Here is a 16290-nt window from a genome sequence, read left to right on the forward strand (position 1 = left end):
CCAGATCGCCGTCTATCCTGCCTCCATGCAAACTGAATCCCCACCCATTCTCCTGACCTTCGGGCTCTCCGACCCCACTTCGGCAACCGGCGTTCAGGCCGACCTGCTCACCTTCGCGAGCATGGGCGGCTACGGCGTTTCGGTACTCACCGGTTACTCCGCGCAGGACTCTCGCTCGTGCGACGACGTGCAGCCCATCGACCCCGATTGGATCGGCGATCAGGCGCGCATGCTGCTCGAAGACATGCCCGTGGCCGCGTTCAAGGTCGGTAGCGCGGTGAATGCGGAGAACGTCGCAGCCATCGCCGAGATCGTGGCCGACTACGACGAGACACCGCTCGTGGTCTCTCCCGACTTCGGGCTGGCGGGCGAGCACCTGCTCTCGGCGGACGATTTGCGCGAAGCCACGGCCAGCCTGCTCGTGCCACAGGCAAGCGTGCTGGTCGTGAGCCCGACGAGCGCCGTCGCGCTCGCCCAGACAATCACCGAAAACGAAAACCTCTCGCTCGACGAAGCCGTCTCGATCCTGCTGGAGAACGGCTGCGAGTTCGTGCTGGTGAGCGACAGCAACGCGCCGCAGTTCACGCACACGCTGTACGGCGACGGCGGTATCGTGCGGGAAGACGCGTGGGACCGTCCGCCCCACAACGTGGCCGGCGCCATCGACACGCTGGCGGCAGCCGTCACGGCAATGCTGGCCAACGGCCTCGCCGTCCCCGAAGCGGTACGGGAAGCACAGGAGTATCTGCAACAGGTGCTGGAAAACGCGTTCCGCCCGGGCATGGGGCGTCATTTCCCCGACCGCTTCTTCTGGGCGCGCACCGAAGAAACCGAACCGGAGAGCGACGCTCCCGAGGCCTGAGTCTTCCGCCAGAAATAGCCGCACCAGCGGCAGCGACGCAGTCCCTGCCTGCCGGACGCCAAATGCAAAACGCCCGCGAATGTCGCGGGCGTTTGTGTTGGTGTCATGGGAATCGGGACAGGCTCACGATAGACGGCCTGTCTCACGCTGCGGTGCGAGCATCGCGTCCTCGTCAGACTCGCCCGTCGGCCGTCCCCATGTGTCGATCACGCGTTTGACGAAGGGTTTCAGTTCATCCCCCTGGGCACGCAACATGCGCACCAGCGCAGCGTACTGCCCCTCGAAAAGCCGCATGTTGTAGTTCTTCAGCCGCTGAATGTCCTCAAGCGCTTCGTCGTCGCGTCCGGCGAGCGCCAGCAACACGATATAGCGCTTGATCATGGTCGGCCCGGCACCCAGCGCCAGCGCTTCGCGATGCGCCGCCAGTTTCTCGTCGAGCTGATCGCGATTGAGGTACAACGCGCCAGTCACCGCATAGTCGCCGTACGGCGCGAAGAACAGCGCCGGATCGGTGCGATACGTCTCGATCTTGCCCGCGCGATAGGCCACCTCGACCCGTTGATAGTCCTGGTACAGCCAGGGAATCGCCACGCATGCGAACAGCACGATCACGCCGTTGATGGCACCGGTAGCCGCCGGCGACACGCTATCGATGGCCTTGGTCTCGCACAAGCCGAGCAGGAACAACGCCGGCAGCAGGAAGAATGCATAGTGCTGCGGATACTCCAGCAACGCGTGTATCGCAAGCATGCCGAGCAGAATGAAAGCGAATGCGATCGGCGCCGTCTTGATACCGCGCACGGCGCGCACGAACCAGAACGCCAACGGCAGCAGTACGACCAGTGCGCCGACGATGCCGGTCTTCGCGAGCAGGTCGAGCAACACGTTATGTGCGTTGTCCGCCATTTCCACCGGGCCGAGTTTGTCGACCAGCGCGAACTGTGCGTCGATGTAGTTCGACCAGCCCGCACCGAAGAACCAGTGCTCGCGGAAGATCGCGAGGCCATATTCCCAAAGGTTCAGACGCCCCGTCACCTGCCCGGCCTGGTGCATACGTGCCACGGCACTGCCGTCGAGTTGCAGCCCCCACGCTACGTTGGCCCAGCCCACGAACAGGGTCATCAATGCGAGCACCGGCAGCAGCGCAACGGGCACGAACCAGCGCATCGAACGGCGCATGTTGCGCGTCTGCGCGTCGCGCTCCATCCACACGAGCCACAAGCCGAAGACCGAGAGCAGTCCCAGTTGCAGCCACGGCGTGCGCGAGCCCGTCAGACAAATACCGATGTCGAACGCGGCACAGGCGGGGAGCAGCAGCCATGCCGGCAACTTGCGCTGATACCAAAGATAGAACGCCCCGGCGCTCGCCAGCGACAAATACGTCGCCAGATGATTCGGCTGGTACATATTGCCGAACAGGCGTCGCGCCGCCGTCACGGTGTACTTGGCGACCAGCCACGGCACATTCGCTTCGAGATGAAATGCCTGCACGATCTGCGCGCCCACGGCGTACAGGCCGCCCAGCACGAGTGCCACGGCACTCCATCGCATGAGCACGCCACGCCAGCCCAGTTGCGCGAGCCAGAAGCCCGCGTTGACGGAGACGATCATCGCAACGCCATAAAGCAGCGCCGTCATCAGCAACTGCGGCAGCTCGGTAGGCATTGTGGCGCGCTGCACGAGGATCACGGCCACAAAGGCCAGCGGCATCCAGGTGACGCGCGGCATGCGCAGCGCTCGCGCGTCGCGCTGCCACACGGCAATCATCGACAGCACGCCGAGCAGCGCAAAAAGCGAAAAAGTCAGCGCTTCCGAATAGAACGTGGAGATCGGATATGTGTGCTTGACGAGGTTATAGGGCAAGGCCCAGATCAGGGCCAGCGTGAGCCCGATCATCGAGAGAAGCAAAGGAGGAAACAAGGTCGCCGCCGTGCAGTGCACCGGTTGGAAGATGCGCAAGCATAACGAAAAATGGCCGCCCGAGGGGCAGCCATTTCATGCCTGACGCGCGTGAAGTTGCCGTCGGTAAATCCGGGGAGGTTCCGCGGTGGCCGCCGGGCCGGACGTGGTATCGCGTAATGCAACACCGTGCCGTGCGGCCGCCAGCCAATCAGACTCAGGACCTCGCGTTCGTCGCCGTGCCCCGGCACTCCGGCGGGGCCAGCTTGGCCGGCAGCGTTGCGCCGCCCGGCGCCCCTTCGCGGCCCTGGGCGTAGCACGTCCAGATGATCTGTCCTTCAGGCGCCTTGCCGACCGCGAGCGCCTCCGATTTGCCATTGGCACCAGTGCTCGTCGGCACCAGAACGATCGCGCCGTCACCAGCACGCTGCGTGTAAGCAATCGTGACGTTGCCGCTCACCGATTCGATGGTCACCGCACTCACGTTGTCGGTGGCACTCGGTGCTTGCCAGCCGCTGTTGAACGGCACACCATGCATGGCGTTTTCGCTCACGAGCGCCTTTGCCGACGCCGCAGCGCCCAGCCCTTCGACGACACGTGCACGCACCAGATAATTCTGCAAATACGGCACCCCTGCCGTGACCAGCACGCCGATGATCGCCAACACGATCATCAACTCGATCAGGGTGAAACCCCGGGATTTGGCGATACCGGTAGTCCGGCGGCCGAAACGACGCATTGTGTAACTCCCTGCAAAAGCAATGAAAACAAAAGGGACATCGGGGGGAAGTGGGCGGAGTATGCCATACCCCCAACGGCGAACACCCTGCCGCAGATCAAAATCGGTCGGCGCCGTATGGGTAGAGAGAATCGTCCTATTCGTTGCCGGACGATTCATCTGACGAAGTGCCGAACGAGCGCGCAATATCCCGAAAAAACACCCGGGCGCGAGACGCGCAGTCCCGGCAATGGACTCGATTATTTCGAAGAGGTTGCACGTGCCTGACGTGCTTCGCTGCGGCGCTTGAGCAAAAGCCCCATCGCCAGCACCAGCACCGCACCGATCGCGGACGCCACGTAATGTGTGTATTGCGCCGCATCGCCCGGCAAATGCAGCAGATAACCAATGCCCGGGTCCGTGACGATCAGGCCGCCAGCGATCCATCCGAGCAACGCGGCCCCTGCCGTCACGATCAGCGGGAACCGATCGATGGCCTTGAGCACCAGTTGCGAACCCCAGACGATAAGCGGAATGCTCACGAGCAGGCCGAAGATCACGAGCGGCAACTGATGGTGATCGGCCGCACCTTCCGCCGCGCCGGCAATGGCGATCACGTTGTCGATGCTCATCACCAGATCGGCGACGATGATGGTATTCACCGCCGTCCAGAGCTTGTCGGCCGGCTTGACGCTGTCGTGCGCATCATGGTCGGGCACCAGCAGCTTGATACCGATCCCGAGCAGCAGCAACCCGCCGACGGCCTTGAGATAAGGCACGGCGAGCAACGTCACGGCGAACGCGATCAGAATCACGCGCAACACGATCGCCCCCATCGTGCCCCAGACAATGCCCTGCAACCGTTGCCTGGCCGGCAGATTGCGGCAGGCGAGCGCGATCACCACAGCATTGTCGCCACCCAGCAGGATGTCGATCATGATGATTTGCAGGACGGCGGCCCAGTTCAGCTCGGCAAAAAACGCAAGCATGGCGGGAATATCCTCGGGGACAAATGGATCGATTGAGACAAGTGAGACAGCGCAGGCAGGCGCGACAACGCCAACGAGGGCAAACGGATAAGACGGCTAACACGCAACCGCAGCCGCAATAGCAAAAAAGGGAGCCCGTTGCCCTGGGCTCCCTTTTTCATGACCTTCTTGCACAGCCGCCGGTTCTGGCGGCCGTCATGCGGTCATCCGGCGGGAATTACAGCGCAGCCTTGAGCAGGCGGCCCATTTCCGACGGATTACGGGTCACCTTGATACCGCAGGCGTCCATGATTTCCAGCTTGGCTTCGGCCGTATCGGCACCGCCCGAGATCAGCGCGCCGGCGTGGCCCATGCGCTTGCCCGGAGGCGCCGTCACGCCTGCGATGAAGCCGACGACCGGCTTCTTCATGTTGCCCTTGATCCATTCGGCAGCCGTAGCTTCGTCCGGACCACCGATTTCACCGATCATGATCACGGCGTCCGTATCCGGATCGTCGTTGAACATCTGCATGACGTCGATGTGCTTCAGACCGTTGATCGGGTCGCCACCAATACCGACGGCGCTCGACTGGCCCAGACCCAATGCGGTCAGTTGGCCCACGGCTTCGTACGTCAGGGTACCCGAGCGCGACACGACGCCGATGCGACCCTTCTTGTGGATGTGACCCGGCATGATACCGATCTTCAGCTCGTCCGGCGTGATCACGCCCGGGCAGTTCGGTCCGAGCAGCAGGGTCTTGCGACCTTCGCGACGCATACGGTCCTTCACTTCGATCATGTCACGAACGGGGATGCCTTCCGTGATACAGATCGCCAGGTCCAGATCGGCCTCGACGGCTTCCCAGATGGCGGCAGCAGCGCCTGCGGGCGGAACGTAGATCACGGACACGGTTGCGCCGGTCTGTTCCTTGGCGTCCTTCACCGAACCGAAAATGGGAATCCCTTCGAAGTCTTCGCCAGCCTTCTTCGGGTTCACGCCCGCGACGAACGCGTTCTTGCCGTTCGCGTATTCGCGGCACATGCGGGTGTGGAACTGACCGGTCTTGCCCGTAATACCTTGGGTGATGACCTTGGTGTCTTTGTTAATCAGAATCGACATTGCTTGATTTCCTTCGTCCTGTTGCCTGGCGGCGTTCGCTCACCCGTTCGGGGCGGCGCGCCGCGGCGGCTTCGACTGTTCTGGTTACTTGCCTGCGGCAGCCGCGACAACCTTCTGGGCAGCTTCTTCCATGCTGTCCGCAGAGATGATCGGCAGACCGGATTCGGCGAGCATCTTCTTGCCCAGGTCTTCGTTCGTGCCCTTCATGCGCACGACCAGCGGCACCTTGAGCGAGACAGCCTTCGAGGCCGTGATCACGCCTTCGGCGATCACGTCGCAGCGCATGATGCCACCGAAGATGTTGACCAGAATGGCCGTCAGGTTCGGGTTCTTCAGCATGATCTTGAACGCTTCCGTGACCTTCTCTGCCGTGGCGCCACCGCCCACGTCCAGGAAGTTCGCCGGTTCGCCGCCGAACAGCTTGATGGTGTCCATCGTGGCCATGGCCAGACCGGCACCGTTGACCAGACAGCCGATGTTGCCGTCGAGCGAAATGTAGGCCAGATCGAACTTCGAGGCTTCGACTTCAGCCGGATCTTCTTCGTCCAGATCGCGGTAAGCGACGATTTCCGGGTGACGGAACAGGGCGTTCGAATCGAAGTTGAACTTGGCGTCCAGAGCCGTGACCGTGCCGTTGCTGCTCACGTTCAGCGGGTTGATTTCGGCCAGCGAAGCGTCCGTTTCCCAGAAAGCCTTGTACAGACCTTGCAGGATCGTGCGGGCTTGCGGGATCGAAGCGTCGGGGACGCTGATCTTCTTGGCCAGGTCGTCGGCTTGCGCATCGGTCAGGCCGACCGACGGATCGATGACGACATGGTGGATCAGTTCCGGGTGCTTTTCGGCGACTTCTTCGATGTCCATGCCGCCTTCGCTCGAACCCATCATCACGATCTTCTGCGTGACGCGGTCAACCACGAGGCTGACATACAGTTCGTTCTTGATGTCGGCGCCTTCTTCGATCAGCAGGCGGTTGACCTTTTGACCTTCCGGGCCGGTCTGGTGCGTGACCAGTTGCATGCCGAGGATCTGGCTGGCGTATTCGCGCACTTGCTCGATCGACTTGGCAACCTTCACGCCGCCGCCCTTACCGCGACCGCCTGCGTGAATCTGGGCCTTGACCACCCAAACCGGACCGCCGAGTTCTTCGGCTGCCTTCACGGCCTCGTCCACGGAAAACGCCGGAATGCCGCGGGGCACCGCGACTCCGAATTTCCGGAGGATTTCCTTGCCTTGATACTCATGAATCTTCATGCGTGATTCCCTTCTTGCTGAGTTGGAAGTTTGGGTTCGAGCTTGCGAGTCGAGGCACCATCGCGCACCGCTTCTGTTGTGACGGGCGTCGTGGGCTCGTTCGCTCGATCGTTTGCGCGGCCGTTGAACCAGCGCGGGTAAAACCGGCGCACCGCCTCGCCATCAAACCGCAGGGCGTGACAATGTCCGAGTTGGAAAGGAGGTGCCGAGTCTTCGGCATCGTTGGCGGCCTTGAGCGCCGTGTCGGGGGTGTGGATCACCACGCCGGCGAAGGCCTGAATCGCTGCCGTGGGCAGGACGTTGCAAAGCTCTGTCAGATGGGTACAGCCCGCCGCGCCGCCGAGGCGCTCGCGAACCCCGCGCCGGAAGCCCCGTCGCAGGTTAAGTCCGATCAATTGTCGGTATTCCGGACCGATCTGATCGCAAATACCGGGATATGGCACCCAGTCGGAGACGGCCTCGGCGTCATGCACCTCGAAATCTTCATCGATCGTCAGCCGCAGCCATAGCTCGTGAATCGGCGTGCCCTCCTTGCGAAGGCCTGTCGCCAATGCAAAATCCCGATCCTTGTGATCGGTCAGACAGGCTTCGATGTCCCATAGACCGTCGTCGCGCGAGAACGCTTCAACAGCGATCGTGCGGCGATGACGCAGGGTACGAGAGGCAGGCGCAGAGAGCGGCATGCGGAAGTGTGCAATGCATGAACGCAGAAAGATCTTGATTCTAGCATAGGCGGCAGCCCCGCCTACCGCAGTGCAGCAGAAGCCCGTCGTATAAGGGGGAATTACCCGACCCACCGGTCGGATTATCGAAAACTGCGAACGCGGCGTGCGCATGGTGCGACGCCATATGGCGATAACCGAAGGATGACGCGTCACGCGAGATTCAACGTCATGTCACGCGAGCATTGAAGCGAGTGGCACGATGGTCGACGTCATTTGCGATTCGTCGATGAATGGGCGTACATCCATGACGATAGCGACTGAACGTTCGCTAGATATCGTCCGAAAATTCGTCTGCGCCTCGCACGATTTTGCTGATAACGGTACGCGAGAAGCCGCGTGCGGCGAGAAAGCGCATTTGCTTTGCCCGCGCCTCGGGCGTTGTGGCCACTTCACCGAACTTCTTCTGCCATACCGCGCGAGCACGAGCGAGTTCGGTTTCGCGCAATTGCTCGGAGATCGCGGCGACGGTCTCGGCATCAACCTTGTGCTGCTTGAGCTCACCGACGATCCGCGTCGTGCCCATGCGAGATGCACGACGGTTCACCACACTCTGCGCGAACCGTTCGTTCGACAGCCAGCGCTCCTGCTCGAGGGCGTCGAGCACGCGATCGAGTGCTTCGGGATCCTCGGCATCTGTATGGGGCACGAGCTTGCGGCGCAGTTCGGCGCGGCTGTACTCGCGACGCGCCAGATAGGACAACGCACGGCCCTTCAGACTCAGCACGGGCTTGCGCGATCGCTTGGCCGCAACGGCCTCGTCGCCCGGAGGGGGCGGCACAGCGTTCGGATCTCGGGGAGGACGGCGATTGATCATGACCTCATCGTAACGCCATCAAAGGCAATCGGTGGAGAAGGCGACTGACTTCGGCGGCTAGGGTCGAAGGTCGAAGGTTGGCATCGGAGCCCAGGGTCAGAAACAGCAGTCCCGAATTGAAGCTCCCCCCATCGAAACCCAATGGGGACCAGAGACAGACGTCAGACGGACACCGACAACCTCGACCCGAAAAGCAAAAACGGCAACGCGAGGCCTTGTGTGGCTTCGCGCCGCCGTTCTGGCAACACAGGCGTATTACGCCTCGTCGTTGGCTTCGATCTCGCCGGTTTCGTTGATCGCCGTGACGCCGAGCGATGCACGCACCTTGTTCTCGATCTCGTGGGCGATGTCCGGATTTTCGCGCAGGAATTCACGCGCATTGTCCTTGCCCTGACCGATCTTCTCGCCGTTGTAGCTGTACCAGGCGCCGGCCTTCTCCACGATCTTCGCGTTCACGCCCAGATCGATGATTTCGCCTTCGCGCGAAATACCCTGACCGTAGAGGATGTCGAAAATCGCTTCGCGGAACGGCGGCGATACCTTGTTCTTCACGACCTTGACGCGGGTTTCGTTACCGACCACTTCGTCGCCCTTCTTGATCGAGCCGATACGGCGGATGTCCAGGCGCACCGACGAGTAGAACTTCAGTGCGTTACCGCCCGTCGTCGTTTCCGGGTTACCGAACATCACACCGATCTTCATACGAATCTGGTTGATGAAGATCACCGTGCAGTTCGTGCGCTTGATCGTGCCGGTCAGCTTGCGCAGCGCCTGCGACATCAGACGCGCTTGGAGGCCCGGCAGCGAGTCACCCATTTCACCTTCGATTTCGGCCTTCGGCACGAGTGCCGCTACCGAGTCGATGACGATGAGGTCGATCGAACCCGAGCGCACCAGCGCATCGGCGATTTCCAGTGCCTGCTCGCCCGTGTCCGGCTGCGAGATCAGCAGTTCCGGCACCGAGACGCCCAGCTTGTTGGCATAGCCGACGTCGAGCGCGTGTTCCGCGTCGATGAACGCGCAGGTGCCGCCGATCTTCTGCATTTCCGCCACGACTTGCAGCGTGAGCGTGGTCTTACCCGACGATTCCGGACCGTAGATTTCGATCACACGGCCGCGCGGCAGGCCGCCGACGCCAAGTGCGATGTCCAGCCCCAGAGAGCCCGTCGAGACGACCTGGATATCCGCTTCGACCTCGCCGTCGCCCAGACGCATGATCGAGCCCTTGCCGAATTGCTTCTCGATCTGCGCGAGGGCGGCGGCGAGCGCCTTGCCTTTCTCGGCCGACAGATTGGCAGACCCTTTCTTGCTTTCTTCCATGAATCGTCCTTTGATATGATGAGCGAGACGGCTCGAGTGAGGCGTGACTGCCGGTACTGTATAAAAAACCAGTGCTCTTTGCAAGTGCCTGTTGTCCGAAAGCGCCGAAACGACAAAAAAAGCCGCGAACCACGCGCCGCAACATCACAGGAGACACACCGCTGCCGTCAGGCAACGGTGCCTACACAAGCCTATCACGCCCATGCGAATTCTCATCGCAGAGGATGACAGCATTCTGGCCGACGCCCTGACCCGCTCGCTGCGCCAGGGGGGCTACGCCGTCGATCACGTCAAGACAGGGCTCGAAGCCGATTCCGCCCTCTCCGCGCAAACGTTCGACCTGCTGATTCTCGACCTTGGTCTGCCTCGCCTGCCCGGTCATGAAGTGCTGCGCCGGCTCCGCGCTCGCAACTCCCACCTGCCCGTCCTGATTCTGACGGCATCCGACAGCGTCGACGCCCGCGTGAAGGGCCTCGACCTCGGCGCCGACGATTACATGGCCAAGCCTTTCGCGCTGGCCGAGCTCGAAGCGCGCGTGCGCGCCCTGACCCGGCGCGGCGCGGGCGGCGGCTCCACGGTCATCCGTCACGGCCCGCTCAGCTTTGATCAGGTCGGACGCACCGCCTATATCAATGAGCAGATGCTCGACCTGTCCGCCCGCGAGCTCGAACTGCTCGAAGTGCTGTTGCTGCGCACCGGCCGGCTCGTCTCCAAGGAGCAACTCGTCGATCATCTGTGTGGTTGGGGCGAAGAAGTCAGCAACAACGCCATCGAGGTGTACATGCACCGGCTGCGCAAGAAAATCGAGCCGAGTGGCGTACGCATCGCCACGATCCGCGGGCTGGGGTATTGTCTGGAGAAGCCGGCTGCGACGCCTGCCAACGCGGCCTGATGCAGCCGACGCAGCGTGACGCTGTCTCGCCAAGCGGCGCGGGACGACGCACGCGAGGCGCAACGCAACCGCGCCCACCGCCGACACCCGGCCGTCCCAGCCTCTTTGGACCTCTCGCCCGATGCGTCTGAGCTTTCGTCACCCCCATCGCGCCACGCCTTCGGATCCGGACGCTTCGCCCCGGTCCACCGGCCCGTCCGAACCGTCCGACCCCAGCGACCCGTTCGATCCTTTCGCCGATCCCTTTGTACGGCCCGGCTTCGGTGCACCGCTGGAACACGAAGCGGAGCCGCCGCCGCGCTCGCTCTTCGGCGAGATTCTCGATTGGATGCTCGCGCCGTTGCTGCTCCTCTGGCCGATGAGTATCGCCGTGACGTATCTCGTCGCGAAATCGATCGCCAACGGTCCGTTCGACCGGGCGCTGGAAACCAATACGTACGTCCTCGCCCAGCAAGTGCATTCGGATCGCGGACAAGTCACGCTCACACTGCCGATGCCCGCGCGCGATCTGCTGCGCGCCGACGCGACCGACAACATCTACTATCAGGTGCTCGGCGCGAAGGGCGAGCTCGTGGGTGGCACCGCAGAACTGCCACTGCCGCATGAAGACGACCGGCCGCAGCCAGGGGTCGTGCAGTTTCGCGACGAAACCGTCAACGGCAACGACATTCGCGTAGCGTTCACCTACGTCGACCTGCCACGCATGACGCCGCCCGGCAGCATGGCCCTCGTCCAGGTCGCGGAGACGCTCGACAAACGCAGCCAACTGGCCAACGAAATCATCAAGGGCGTGATCCTGCCGCAGTTCGTGATCCTGCCGCTGGCCATCGTGCTCGTATGGTTCGGCCTGTCGCGCGGCCTCGCACCGCTGCATGCATTGCAGGAACACATTCGCGCCCGGCGCCCCGACGATCTGTCGCCCCTCGAAGCGCGTCAGGCGCCGCCGGAGATCGCCCCGCTCGTCAATTCGTTGAACGATCTGCTCGGACGTCTGGAGCAGAACATGAAACTCCAGCAACGCTTTATTGCAGACGCTGCCCACCAGCTCAAGACGCCGCTCGCCGGATTGCGTATGCAGGCCGAGCTCGCCTTGCGTCAAACGTCTCCCGACGAATTGCGCCGCTCGCTCTCGCAAATCGCGGTGAGCTCCGAGCAGGCGGCGCGCCTCGTCAATCAGTTGCTGGCGCTGGCGCGCGCCGAGAACAGCGCGAACGACGCCGCCGCTTTCACGCCGCTCAATCTCAGCCTGCTCGCGCGCAGCGCCATGCAGGACTGGTTCCAGGCCGCGTTCGCCAAACGAATCGATCTCGGCTTCGAGGAGCCGCCTTTCCCGGTGCATCTGTCCGGCCAGCCGGTCATGCTGCGCGAGTTGCTCAACAACCTGATCGATAACGCGATCCGTTATACGCCGGCGGGCGGCAAGGTTACGGTGCGCCTGCGTCATGAACCCTCCGACGGCTTCGTGCATCTCGAAGTCGAGGACACCGGCCAGGGCATTCCCGTGTCGGAGCGTCCGCGCGTATTCGAGCGCTTCTACCGCATTCTCGGCAGCGACAGCGACGGCAGCGGCCTGGGGCTCGCCATCGTGCGCGAGATCGTGCAGATTCATCGTGGCGAGGTAAGTGTGCTCGATCACGTCGACGCGCAGCACCCCGAAGCAACCGGCACCCTCATTCGCGTCACGTTACCGCTCGCCGAGGTGCCTATCGAAAACCCTCATGCGTAAGGGAAATACGCAAAATGCGGCACATTTCGGCCCAAAAACGAGGGTAAGTCCCTAATAACGTAAGGTTCGAGTCAGTTTGGCGTCAGACGACGGTAAGGTTGCCCTCCAATAATCAGTTGCAACGACCCGGGCACGTCCCAGGGGCGTGCTTACATTACAGGAGACAACCGCATGGCTACTGCAACGACAGCCACCTCCCATGCGCCGATGACCAAAGAAGAAAGAAAGGTCATCTTTGCATCGTCGCTGGGCACGGTGTTCGAGTGGTACGACTTTTACCTGGCCGGTTCGTTGGCCGCTTTCATCAGCCGTCACTTCTTCTCCGGGATCAATCCGACGGCAGCCTTCATCTTCACGCTGCTGTCGTTTGCTGCCGGCTTCGCGGTGCGTCCGTTCGGCGCCATCGTGTTCGGCCGCATTGGCGACCTGGTCGGTCGCAAGTACACGTTCCTCGTCACCATCACACTGATGGGTCTGTCCACGCTGGTCGTCGGTCTGCTGCCGGGCTATACGTCCTGGGGGATTGCCGCACCGGTGATCTTCATCGCCATGCGTTTGCTGCAGGGTCTGGCCCTCGGCGGCGAATACGGCGGTGCTGCCACATACGTTGCCGAGCACGCGCCGCAAGGTCGTCGTGGCTTCTACACGTCGTGGATTCAGACGACCGCCACGCTGGGTCTCTTCCTCTCGCTGCTCGTGATTCTCGGCACCCGCATGGTGCTGGGTGAAGAGGCGTTCGGCGAATGGGGCTGGCGCATTCCGTTCGTGCTGTCGATCGTTCTGCTGCTGATCTCGCTGTGGATTCGTATGCAACTGAGCGAATCGCCGGCGTTCCAGCGCATGAAGGCTGAGGGCAAGGGTTCGAAGGCGCCGCTCAAGGAATCGTTCGGCGAATGGAAGAACCTGAAGATCGTGATTCTGGCGCTGGTCGGCCTCACGGCGGGTCAGGCAGTCGTGTGGTACACGGGCCAGTTCTACTCGCTGTTCTTCATGACACAGGTGCTCAAGGTCGACGGCAATACCGCGAACATCATGGTCGCGTTGGGCCTGTTGATCGGCAGCCCATTCTTCGTCTTCTTCGGTGCACTGTCGGACAAGATCGGTCGCAAGCCGATCATCATGGCCGGCTGTCTGCTCGCGGCGCTGCTGTACTTCCCGATCTTCAAGGCGCTCACGCACTACGCCAACCCGGCGCTCGAAGCGGCAACGGCCCGTTCGCCGATCACGGTCATCGCCGATCCGAACGAGTGCTCGTTCCAGTTCAACCCGGTGGGCACCTCGAAGTTCACCAGTTCGTGCGATATCGCGAAGAGCTACCTGTCGCGTGCCGGCCTGAACTATCACAACGAAGCGGCGCCGGCGGGCACCATGGCGTCGGTGAAGATTGGCGACAAGGTGATTCAGTCGGTGGACGGCAAGGCGGCGGACGCGAAGGACAAGACCAAGGCGTTCGAGACGGATATGTCGGCCACGCTCAAGGCAGACGGTTATCCGCCGAAGGCCGACCCGGCGCAGATGAACAAGCCGATGGTCGTGATCCTGCTGGCCATTCTCGTGATCTTCGTGACGATGGTGTACGGGCCGATTGCGGCGATGCTGGTGGAAATGTTCCCAACGCGCATTCGCTACACGTCGATGTCGCTGCCGTATCACATCGGTAACGGCTGGTTCGGGGGCTTCCTCCCGGCAACGGCCTTCGCCATCGTGGCAGCCAAGGGCGATATCTACTCCGGCCTCTGGTACCCGATCGTGATTGCCCTGATTACCTTCGTGATCGGCATGCTCTTCATCAAGGAGACGAAGGACGTCGACATCTACGCCAACGACTGACGGGCTGACCTGCCGGACACGTTGAAATAGTTCGATGGAACGACAACGCCGGGGCCTTCGGGTCCCGGCGTTGTTATTTGTGGTGTCGTCCGGGAAAGCGCACGCCCCGGCATGAGCGACGCCGACGCCACTATTTTGAGGGTTTCGCAAAATACCTGTTGACAGTCTATAGGGGCCTACCTATAATCTTTCTTCTACGGCGAATTAGCTCAGTCGGTTAGAGCGACGGAATCATAATCCGCAGGTCCGGGGTTCGAGTCCCTGATTCGCCACCATATTTAAAGCGGCTCCCAGCAATGGGGGCCGTTTTTTTTGGTTCATCGTGGAAAACCGTGGAGGTTTTCGTGGCAATTGATAATCTGGCATCGATAAAGACGGTGTTCGGAGGACAAATTGCTAGATCGAAAAGCGCTGGAGGCACTGGGTTGCTGGACGGGCTACCGAGTCGAGCGGGTGGAGTGGCCTTCGCAGGACAGCCGAACGCTGTCGCTGCATTTAAGGCCATCGAGCCGTGTAATGCTCTGCGAGCAGTGCGGCAAGCGCTGCTCACAGATTCACGAGACCACGGTGCGCCGGGTTCGGGATCTTCCCCTGTTCGAGTACCGAGTGGTACTGCATGTGCCGCGTCGTCGGCTCTGGTGCGAACACTGTGGTGGCCCGAGGCTGGAGAAGTTGGACTGGCTTAGACGCTACCAACGGGTCACAGAGCGTTTCGCCAAAGCCTGTGAAATTCTGCTCAAGTCCACCAATGTGCAAGCCGTCGCGGCGTTCTATGGTTTGGATTGGCATACCGTTAAATCCATCGACAAGACGCGTCTACAAGCGAGCATTGTCGAGCCGGATTGGACGCAGATCCGGTATCTGGCGATGGATGAATTTGCTCTGCACAAAGGTCATCGCTATGCCACAGTAGTCGTCGAGCCGCTCAGTCGTCAGGTGCTATGGATTGGAAACGGCCGCTCGCGTGAAACCGCTCGGGCTTTCTTTGAGCAACTCCCCGAAGGGGTTGCCGGGCGTATCGAGGCCGTAGCGATTGACATGACAACGGCCTACGAGCTGGAAATCAAAGCACACTGCCCGCAAGCAGAAATCGTCTACGACTTATTCCACGTCGTTGCCAAATACGGACGCGAAGTGATCGACCGGGTGCGAGTCGATCAGGCTAACCGGCTCCGGGATGATCGACCTGCACGCAAAGTCCTCAAATCAAGTCGCTGGCTGCTGTTGCGCAATCGGAAGAATCTTCGGCAGGAACAATCCGTGCATCTGAGTGAGTTACTGCAAGCTAATCAACCGTTGCTTTGCGTCTATTTGCTGCGTGACGAACTCAAGCGACTATGGTTCTACCGAAAACCGGCTTGGGTACAAAAGGCTTGGGAGCAGTGGATAGCCCAAGCCAGCGACAGTGGCATCGCTGCACTCAAATTGTTTGCGCAACGTCTGCAAGGCTACTGGCACGGCATCCTGGCTCGCTGCCGGCATCCCCTAAACACCAGCATCGTTGAGGGAATCAACAACACCATTAAGGTCATCAAGCGACGAGCCTATGGATACCGCGACGAGGAATACTTCTTCCTAAAAATCCGCGCCGCTTTCCCCGGTAATTCACGATGAACCTTTTCCTTTGGTATTTTGATAGATACGCGTCCATTGCCATTACTATCGATTTCGATACTCTGATTGCCCAAATACGCAGACAAAGCCGCTCCTCCGGCGACGATGCCCAAGCCCGCCAACACCGTAAGCCAAACTGGCCCACCCAGCATGGTCAATCCAACGGCCGCTCCCGTCGACGCAACGTTTAGTGCCGTTAGTCGCGAGGACATTGCCGCTTCCGTGGCGGCGATTCTCGGATCTGCGGCGGAAATGCCACGTCGTTTCGCGACCTCTCGCATGATGCTGGCAATGGATCGATTGAACAGCCAGTTCCCGGCCGCTGGCGGAACGAATGAACTCGCGGTTTGCTGCGACAGCAACGCGAGCATTAGGACGACGAGCAGTGCCTTTTTCATCGTTACCCTCGCAAGCCCGTAACGACCGCCCACCCGCACACCAATCCCCACGCAAAAAACGTCAGGTTCCAGAGTTCTTGAGATGGCATGACGTGTCCTTTTCACACGAGAAATTGGGCTAATTCGATAAGCTGAAGATCGAATCGAAAACTA

At 61.4% G+C, this 16290-nt stretch carries 13 protein-coding genes and 1 tRNA gene; 6 read left to right on the plus strand and 8 right to left on the minus strand.

The features are described from left to right. Positions 1 to 25: 25 nt before the first annotated feature. The gene (locus ACIPHM_RS18150; protein WP_400331053.1) at positions 26 to 862 is read left to right on the plus strand and encodes a hydroxymethylpyrimidine/phosphomethylpyrimidine kinase; all 837 of its coding nucleotides are present in this window, start codon (positions 26 to 28) and stop codon (positions 860 to 862) included. A 123-nt stretch (positions 863 to 985) separates the two neighbouring features. Here ACIPHM_RS18150 and ACIPHM_RS18155 read toward each other — a convergent pair whose 3' ends face one another. The 8 genes from ACIPHM_RS18155 to recA all read right to left on the minus strand — a co-directional run bounded on the left by ACIPHM_RS18155 (position 986) and on the right by recA (position 9677). After that, positions 986 to 2782 carry a Wzy polymerase domain-containing protein gene (locus tag ACIPHM_RS18155; protein ID WP_400331056.1) on the minus strand — a complete coding sequence of 599 codons (1797 nt, stop codon included), beginning with the start codon at positions 2780 to 2782 and terminating at the stop codon, positions 986 to 988. A 196-nt stretch (positions 2783 to 2978) separates the two neighbouring features. After that, positions 2979 to 3500: a pilin gene (locus ACIPHM_RS18160; RefSeq protein ID WP_400331059.1), complete on the minus strand. Its 522-nt coding sequence runs from the start codon at positions 3498 to 3500 to the stop codon at positions 2979 to 2981. A gap of 239 nt (positions 3501 to 3739) precedes the next feature. Then, positions 3740 to 4468, minus strand: coding sequence for a TerC family protein (locus ACIPHM_RS18165; protein ID WP_400331062.1), 729 nt, complete (start codon positions 4466 to 4468; stop codon positions 3740 to 3742). Positions 4469 to 4685: 217 nt separating this feature from the next. Beyond that, positions 4686 to 5567 carry a succinate--CoA ligase subunit alpha gene (sucD, locus tag ACIPHM_RS18170; protein ID WP_400331065.1) on the minus strand — a complete coding sequence of 294 codons (882 nt, stop codon included), beginning with the start codon at positions 5565 to 5567 and terminating at the stop codon, positions 4686 to 4688. An 84-nt stretch (positions 5568 to 5651) separates the two neighbouring features. Further along, complete coding sequence (gene sucC / locus ACIPHM_RS18175) at positions 5652 to 6818, minus strand: ADP-forming succinate--CoA ligase subunit beta (RefSeq protein WP_400331068.1); 1167 nt, start codon at positions 6816 to 6818, stop codon at positions 5652 to 5654. After that, the gene (locus ACIPHM_RS18180; RefSeq protein ID WP_400331071.1) at positions 6815 to 7501 is read right to left on the minus strand and encodes a DUF2889 domain-containing protein; all 687 of its coding nucleotides are present in this window, start codon (positions 7499 to 7501) and stop codon (positions 6815 to 6817) included. The genes sucC and ACIPHM_RS18180 overlap by 4 nt, the downstream gene beginning before the upstream one ends. Positions 7502 to 7811: 310 nt before the next feature. Beyond that, positions 7812 to 8357, minus strand: a complete 546-nt coding sequence (recX, locus tag ACIPHM_RS18185; protein ID WP_400331074.1) for a recombination regulator RecX — start codon at positions 8355 to 8357, stop codon at positions 7812 to 7814. 255 nt (positions 8358 to 8612) lie between these two features. Then, positions 8613 to 9677: a recombinase RecA gene (gene recA, locus ACIPHM_RS18190; protein ID WP_400331077.1), complete on the minus strand. Its 1065-nt coding sequence runs from the start codon at positions 9675 to 9677 to the stop codon at positions 8613 to 8615. Between the two features lie 202 nt (positions 9678 to 9879). On the opposite strand from recA, the gene ACIPHM_RS18195 reads away from it, so the two are divergent. The 5 genes from ACIPHM_RS18195 (at position 9880) to ACIPHM_RS18215 (ending at position 15739) form a co-directional block, all read left to right on the plus strand. Then, positions 9880 to 10569, plus strand: coding sequence for a response regulator transcription factor (locus tag ACIPHM_RS18195; RefSeq protein ID WP_400331080.1), 690 nt, complete (start codon positions 9880 to 9882; stop codon positions 10567 to 10569). A gap of 121 nt (positions 10570 to 10690) precedes the next feature. Next, positions 10691 to 12295 (plus strand): sensor histidine kinase N-terminal domain-containing protein, encoded by a 1605-nt coding sequence (locus ACIPHM_RS18200; RefSeq protein ID WP_400331083.1) that lies wholly within the window; start codon positions 10691 to 10693, stop codon positions 12293 to 12295. 171 nt (positions 12296 to 12466) lie between these two features. Then, a complete protein-coding gene (locus tag ACIPHM_RS18205; protein ID WP_400331085.1) occupies positions 12467 to 14125 on the plus strand; it encodes an MFS transporter in 1659 nt (552 codons plus the stop codon). A 198-nt stretch (positions 14126 to 14323) separates the two neighbouring features. Continuing rightward, positions 14324 to 14400: transfer RNA gene (locus tag ACIPHM_RS18210), tRNA-Met, on the plus strand. A gap of 118 nt (positions 14401 to 14518) precedes the next feature. Continuing rightward, positions 14519 to 15739, plus strand: coding sequence for an ISL3 family transposase (locus ACIPHM_RS18215; RefSeq protein ID WP_400331088.1), 1221 nt, complete (start codon positions 14519 to 14521; stop codon positions 15737 to 15739). Positions 15740 to 16290 lie beyond the last annotated feature (551 nt).

It is taken from the genome of Pandoraea sp. NPDC087047 (assembly GCF_044745225.1).
Classification (GTDB): domain Bacteria; phylum Pseudomonadota; class Gammaproteobacteria; order Burkholderiales; family Burkholderiaceae; genus Pandoraea.

Coding starts and splice junctions, on each gene's coding strand:
- ACIPHM_RS18150 (WP_400331053.1), top strand. CDS start 26: ATGCAAACTGAATCCCCACCCATTCTCCTGACCTTCGGGCTCTCCGAC.
- ACIPHM_RS18160 (WP_400331059.1), bottom strand. CDS start 3,500: ATGCGTCGTTTCGGCCGCCGGACTACCGGTATCGCCAAATCCCGGGGT.
- ACIPHM_RS18165 (WP_400331062.1), bottom strand. CDS start 4,468: ATGCTTGCGTTTTTTGCCGAGCTGAACTGGGCCGCCGTCCTGCAAATC.
- sucD (WP_400331065.1), bottom strand. CDS start 5,567: ATGTCGATTCTGATTAACAAAGACACCAAGGTCATCACCCAAGGTATT.
- sucC (WP_400331068.1), bottom strand. CDS start 6,818: ATGAAGATTCATGAGTATCAAGGCAAGGAAATCCTCCGGAAATTCGGA.
- ACIPHM_RS18180 (WP_400331071.1), bottom strand. CDS start 7,501: ATGCCGCTCTCTGCGCCTGCCTCTCGTACCCTGCGTCATCGCCGCACG.
- recX (WP_400331074.1), bottom strand. CDS start 8,357: ATGATCAATCGCCGTCCTCCCCGAGATCCGAACGCTGTGCCGCCCCCT.
- recA (WP_400331077.1), bottom strand. CDS start 9,677: ATGGAAGAAAGCAAGAAAGGGTCTGCCAATCTGTCGGCCGAGAAAGGC.
- ACIPHM_RS18195 (WP_400331080.1), top strand. CDS start 9,880: ATGCGAATTCTCATCGCAGAGGATGACAGCATTCTGGCCGACGCCCTG.
- ACIPHM_RS18200 (WP_400331083.1), top strand. CDS start 10,691: ATGCGTCTGAGCTTTCGTCACCCCCATCGCGCCACGCCTTCGGATCCG.
- ACIPHM_RS18205 (WP_400331085.1), top strand. CDS start 12,467: ATGGCTACTGCAACGACAGCCACCTCCCATGCGCCGATGACCAAAGAA.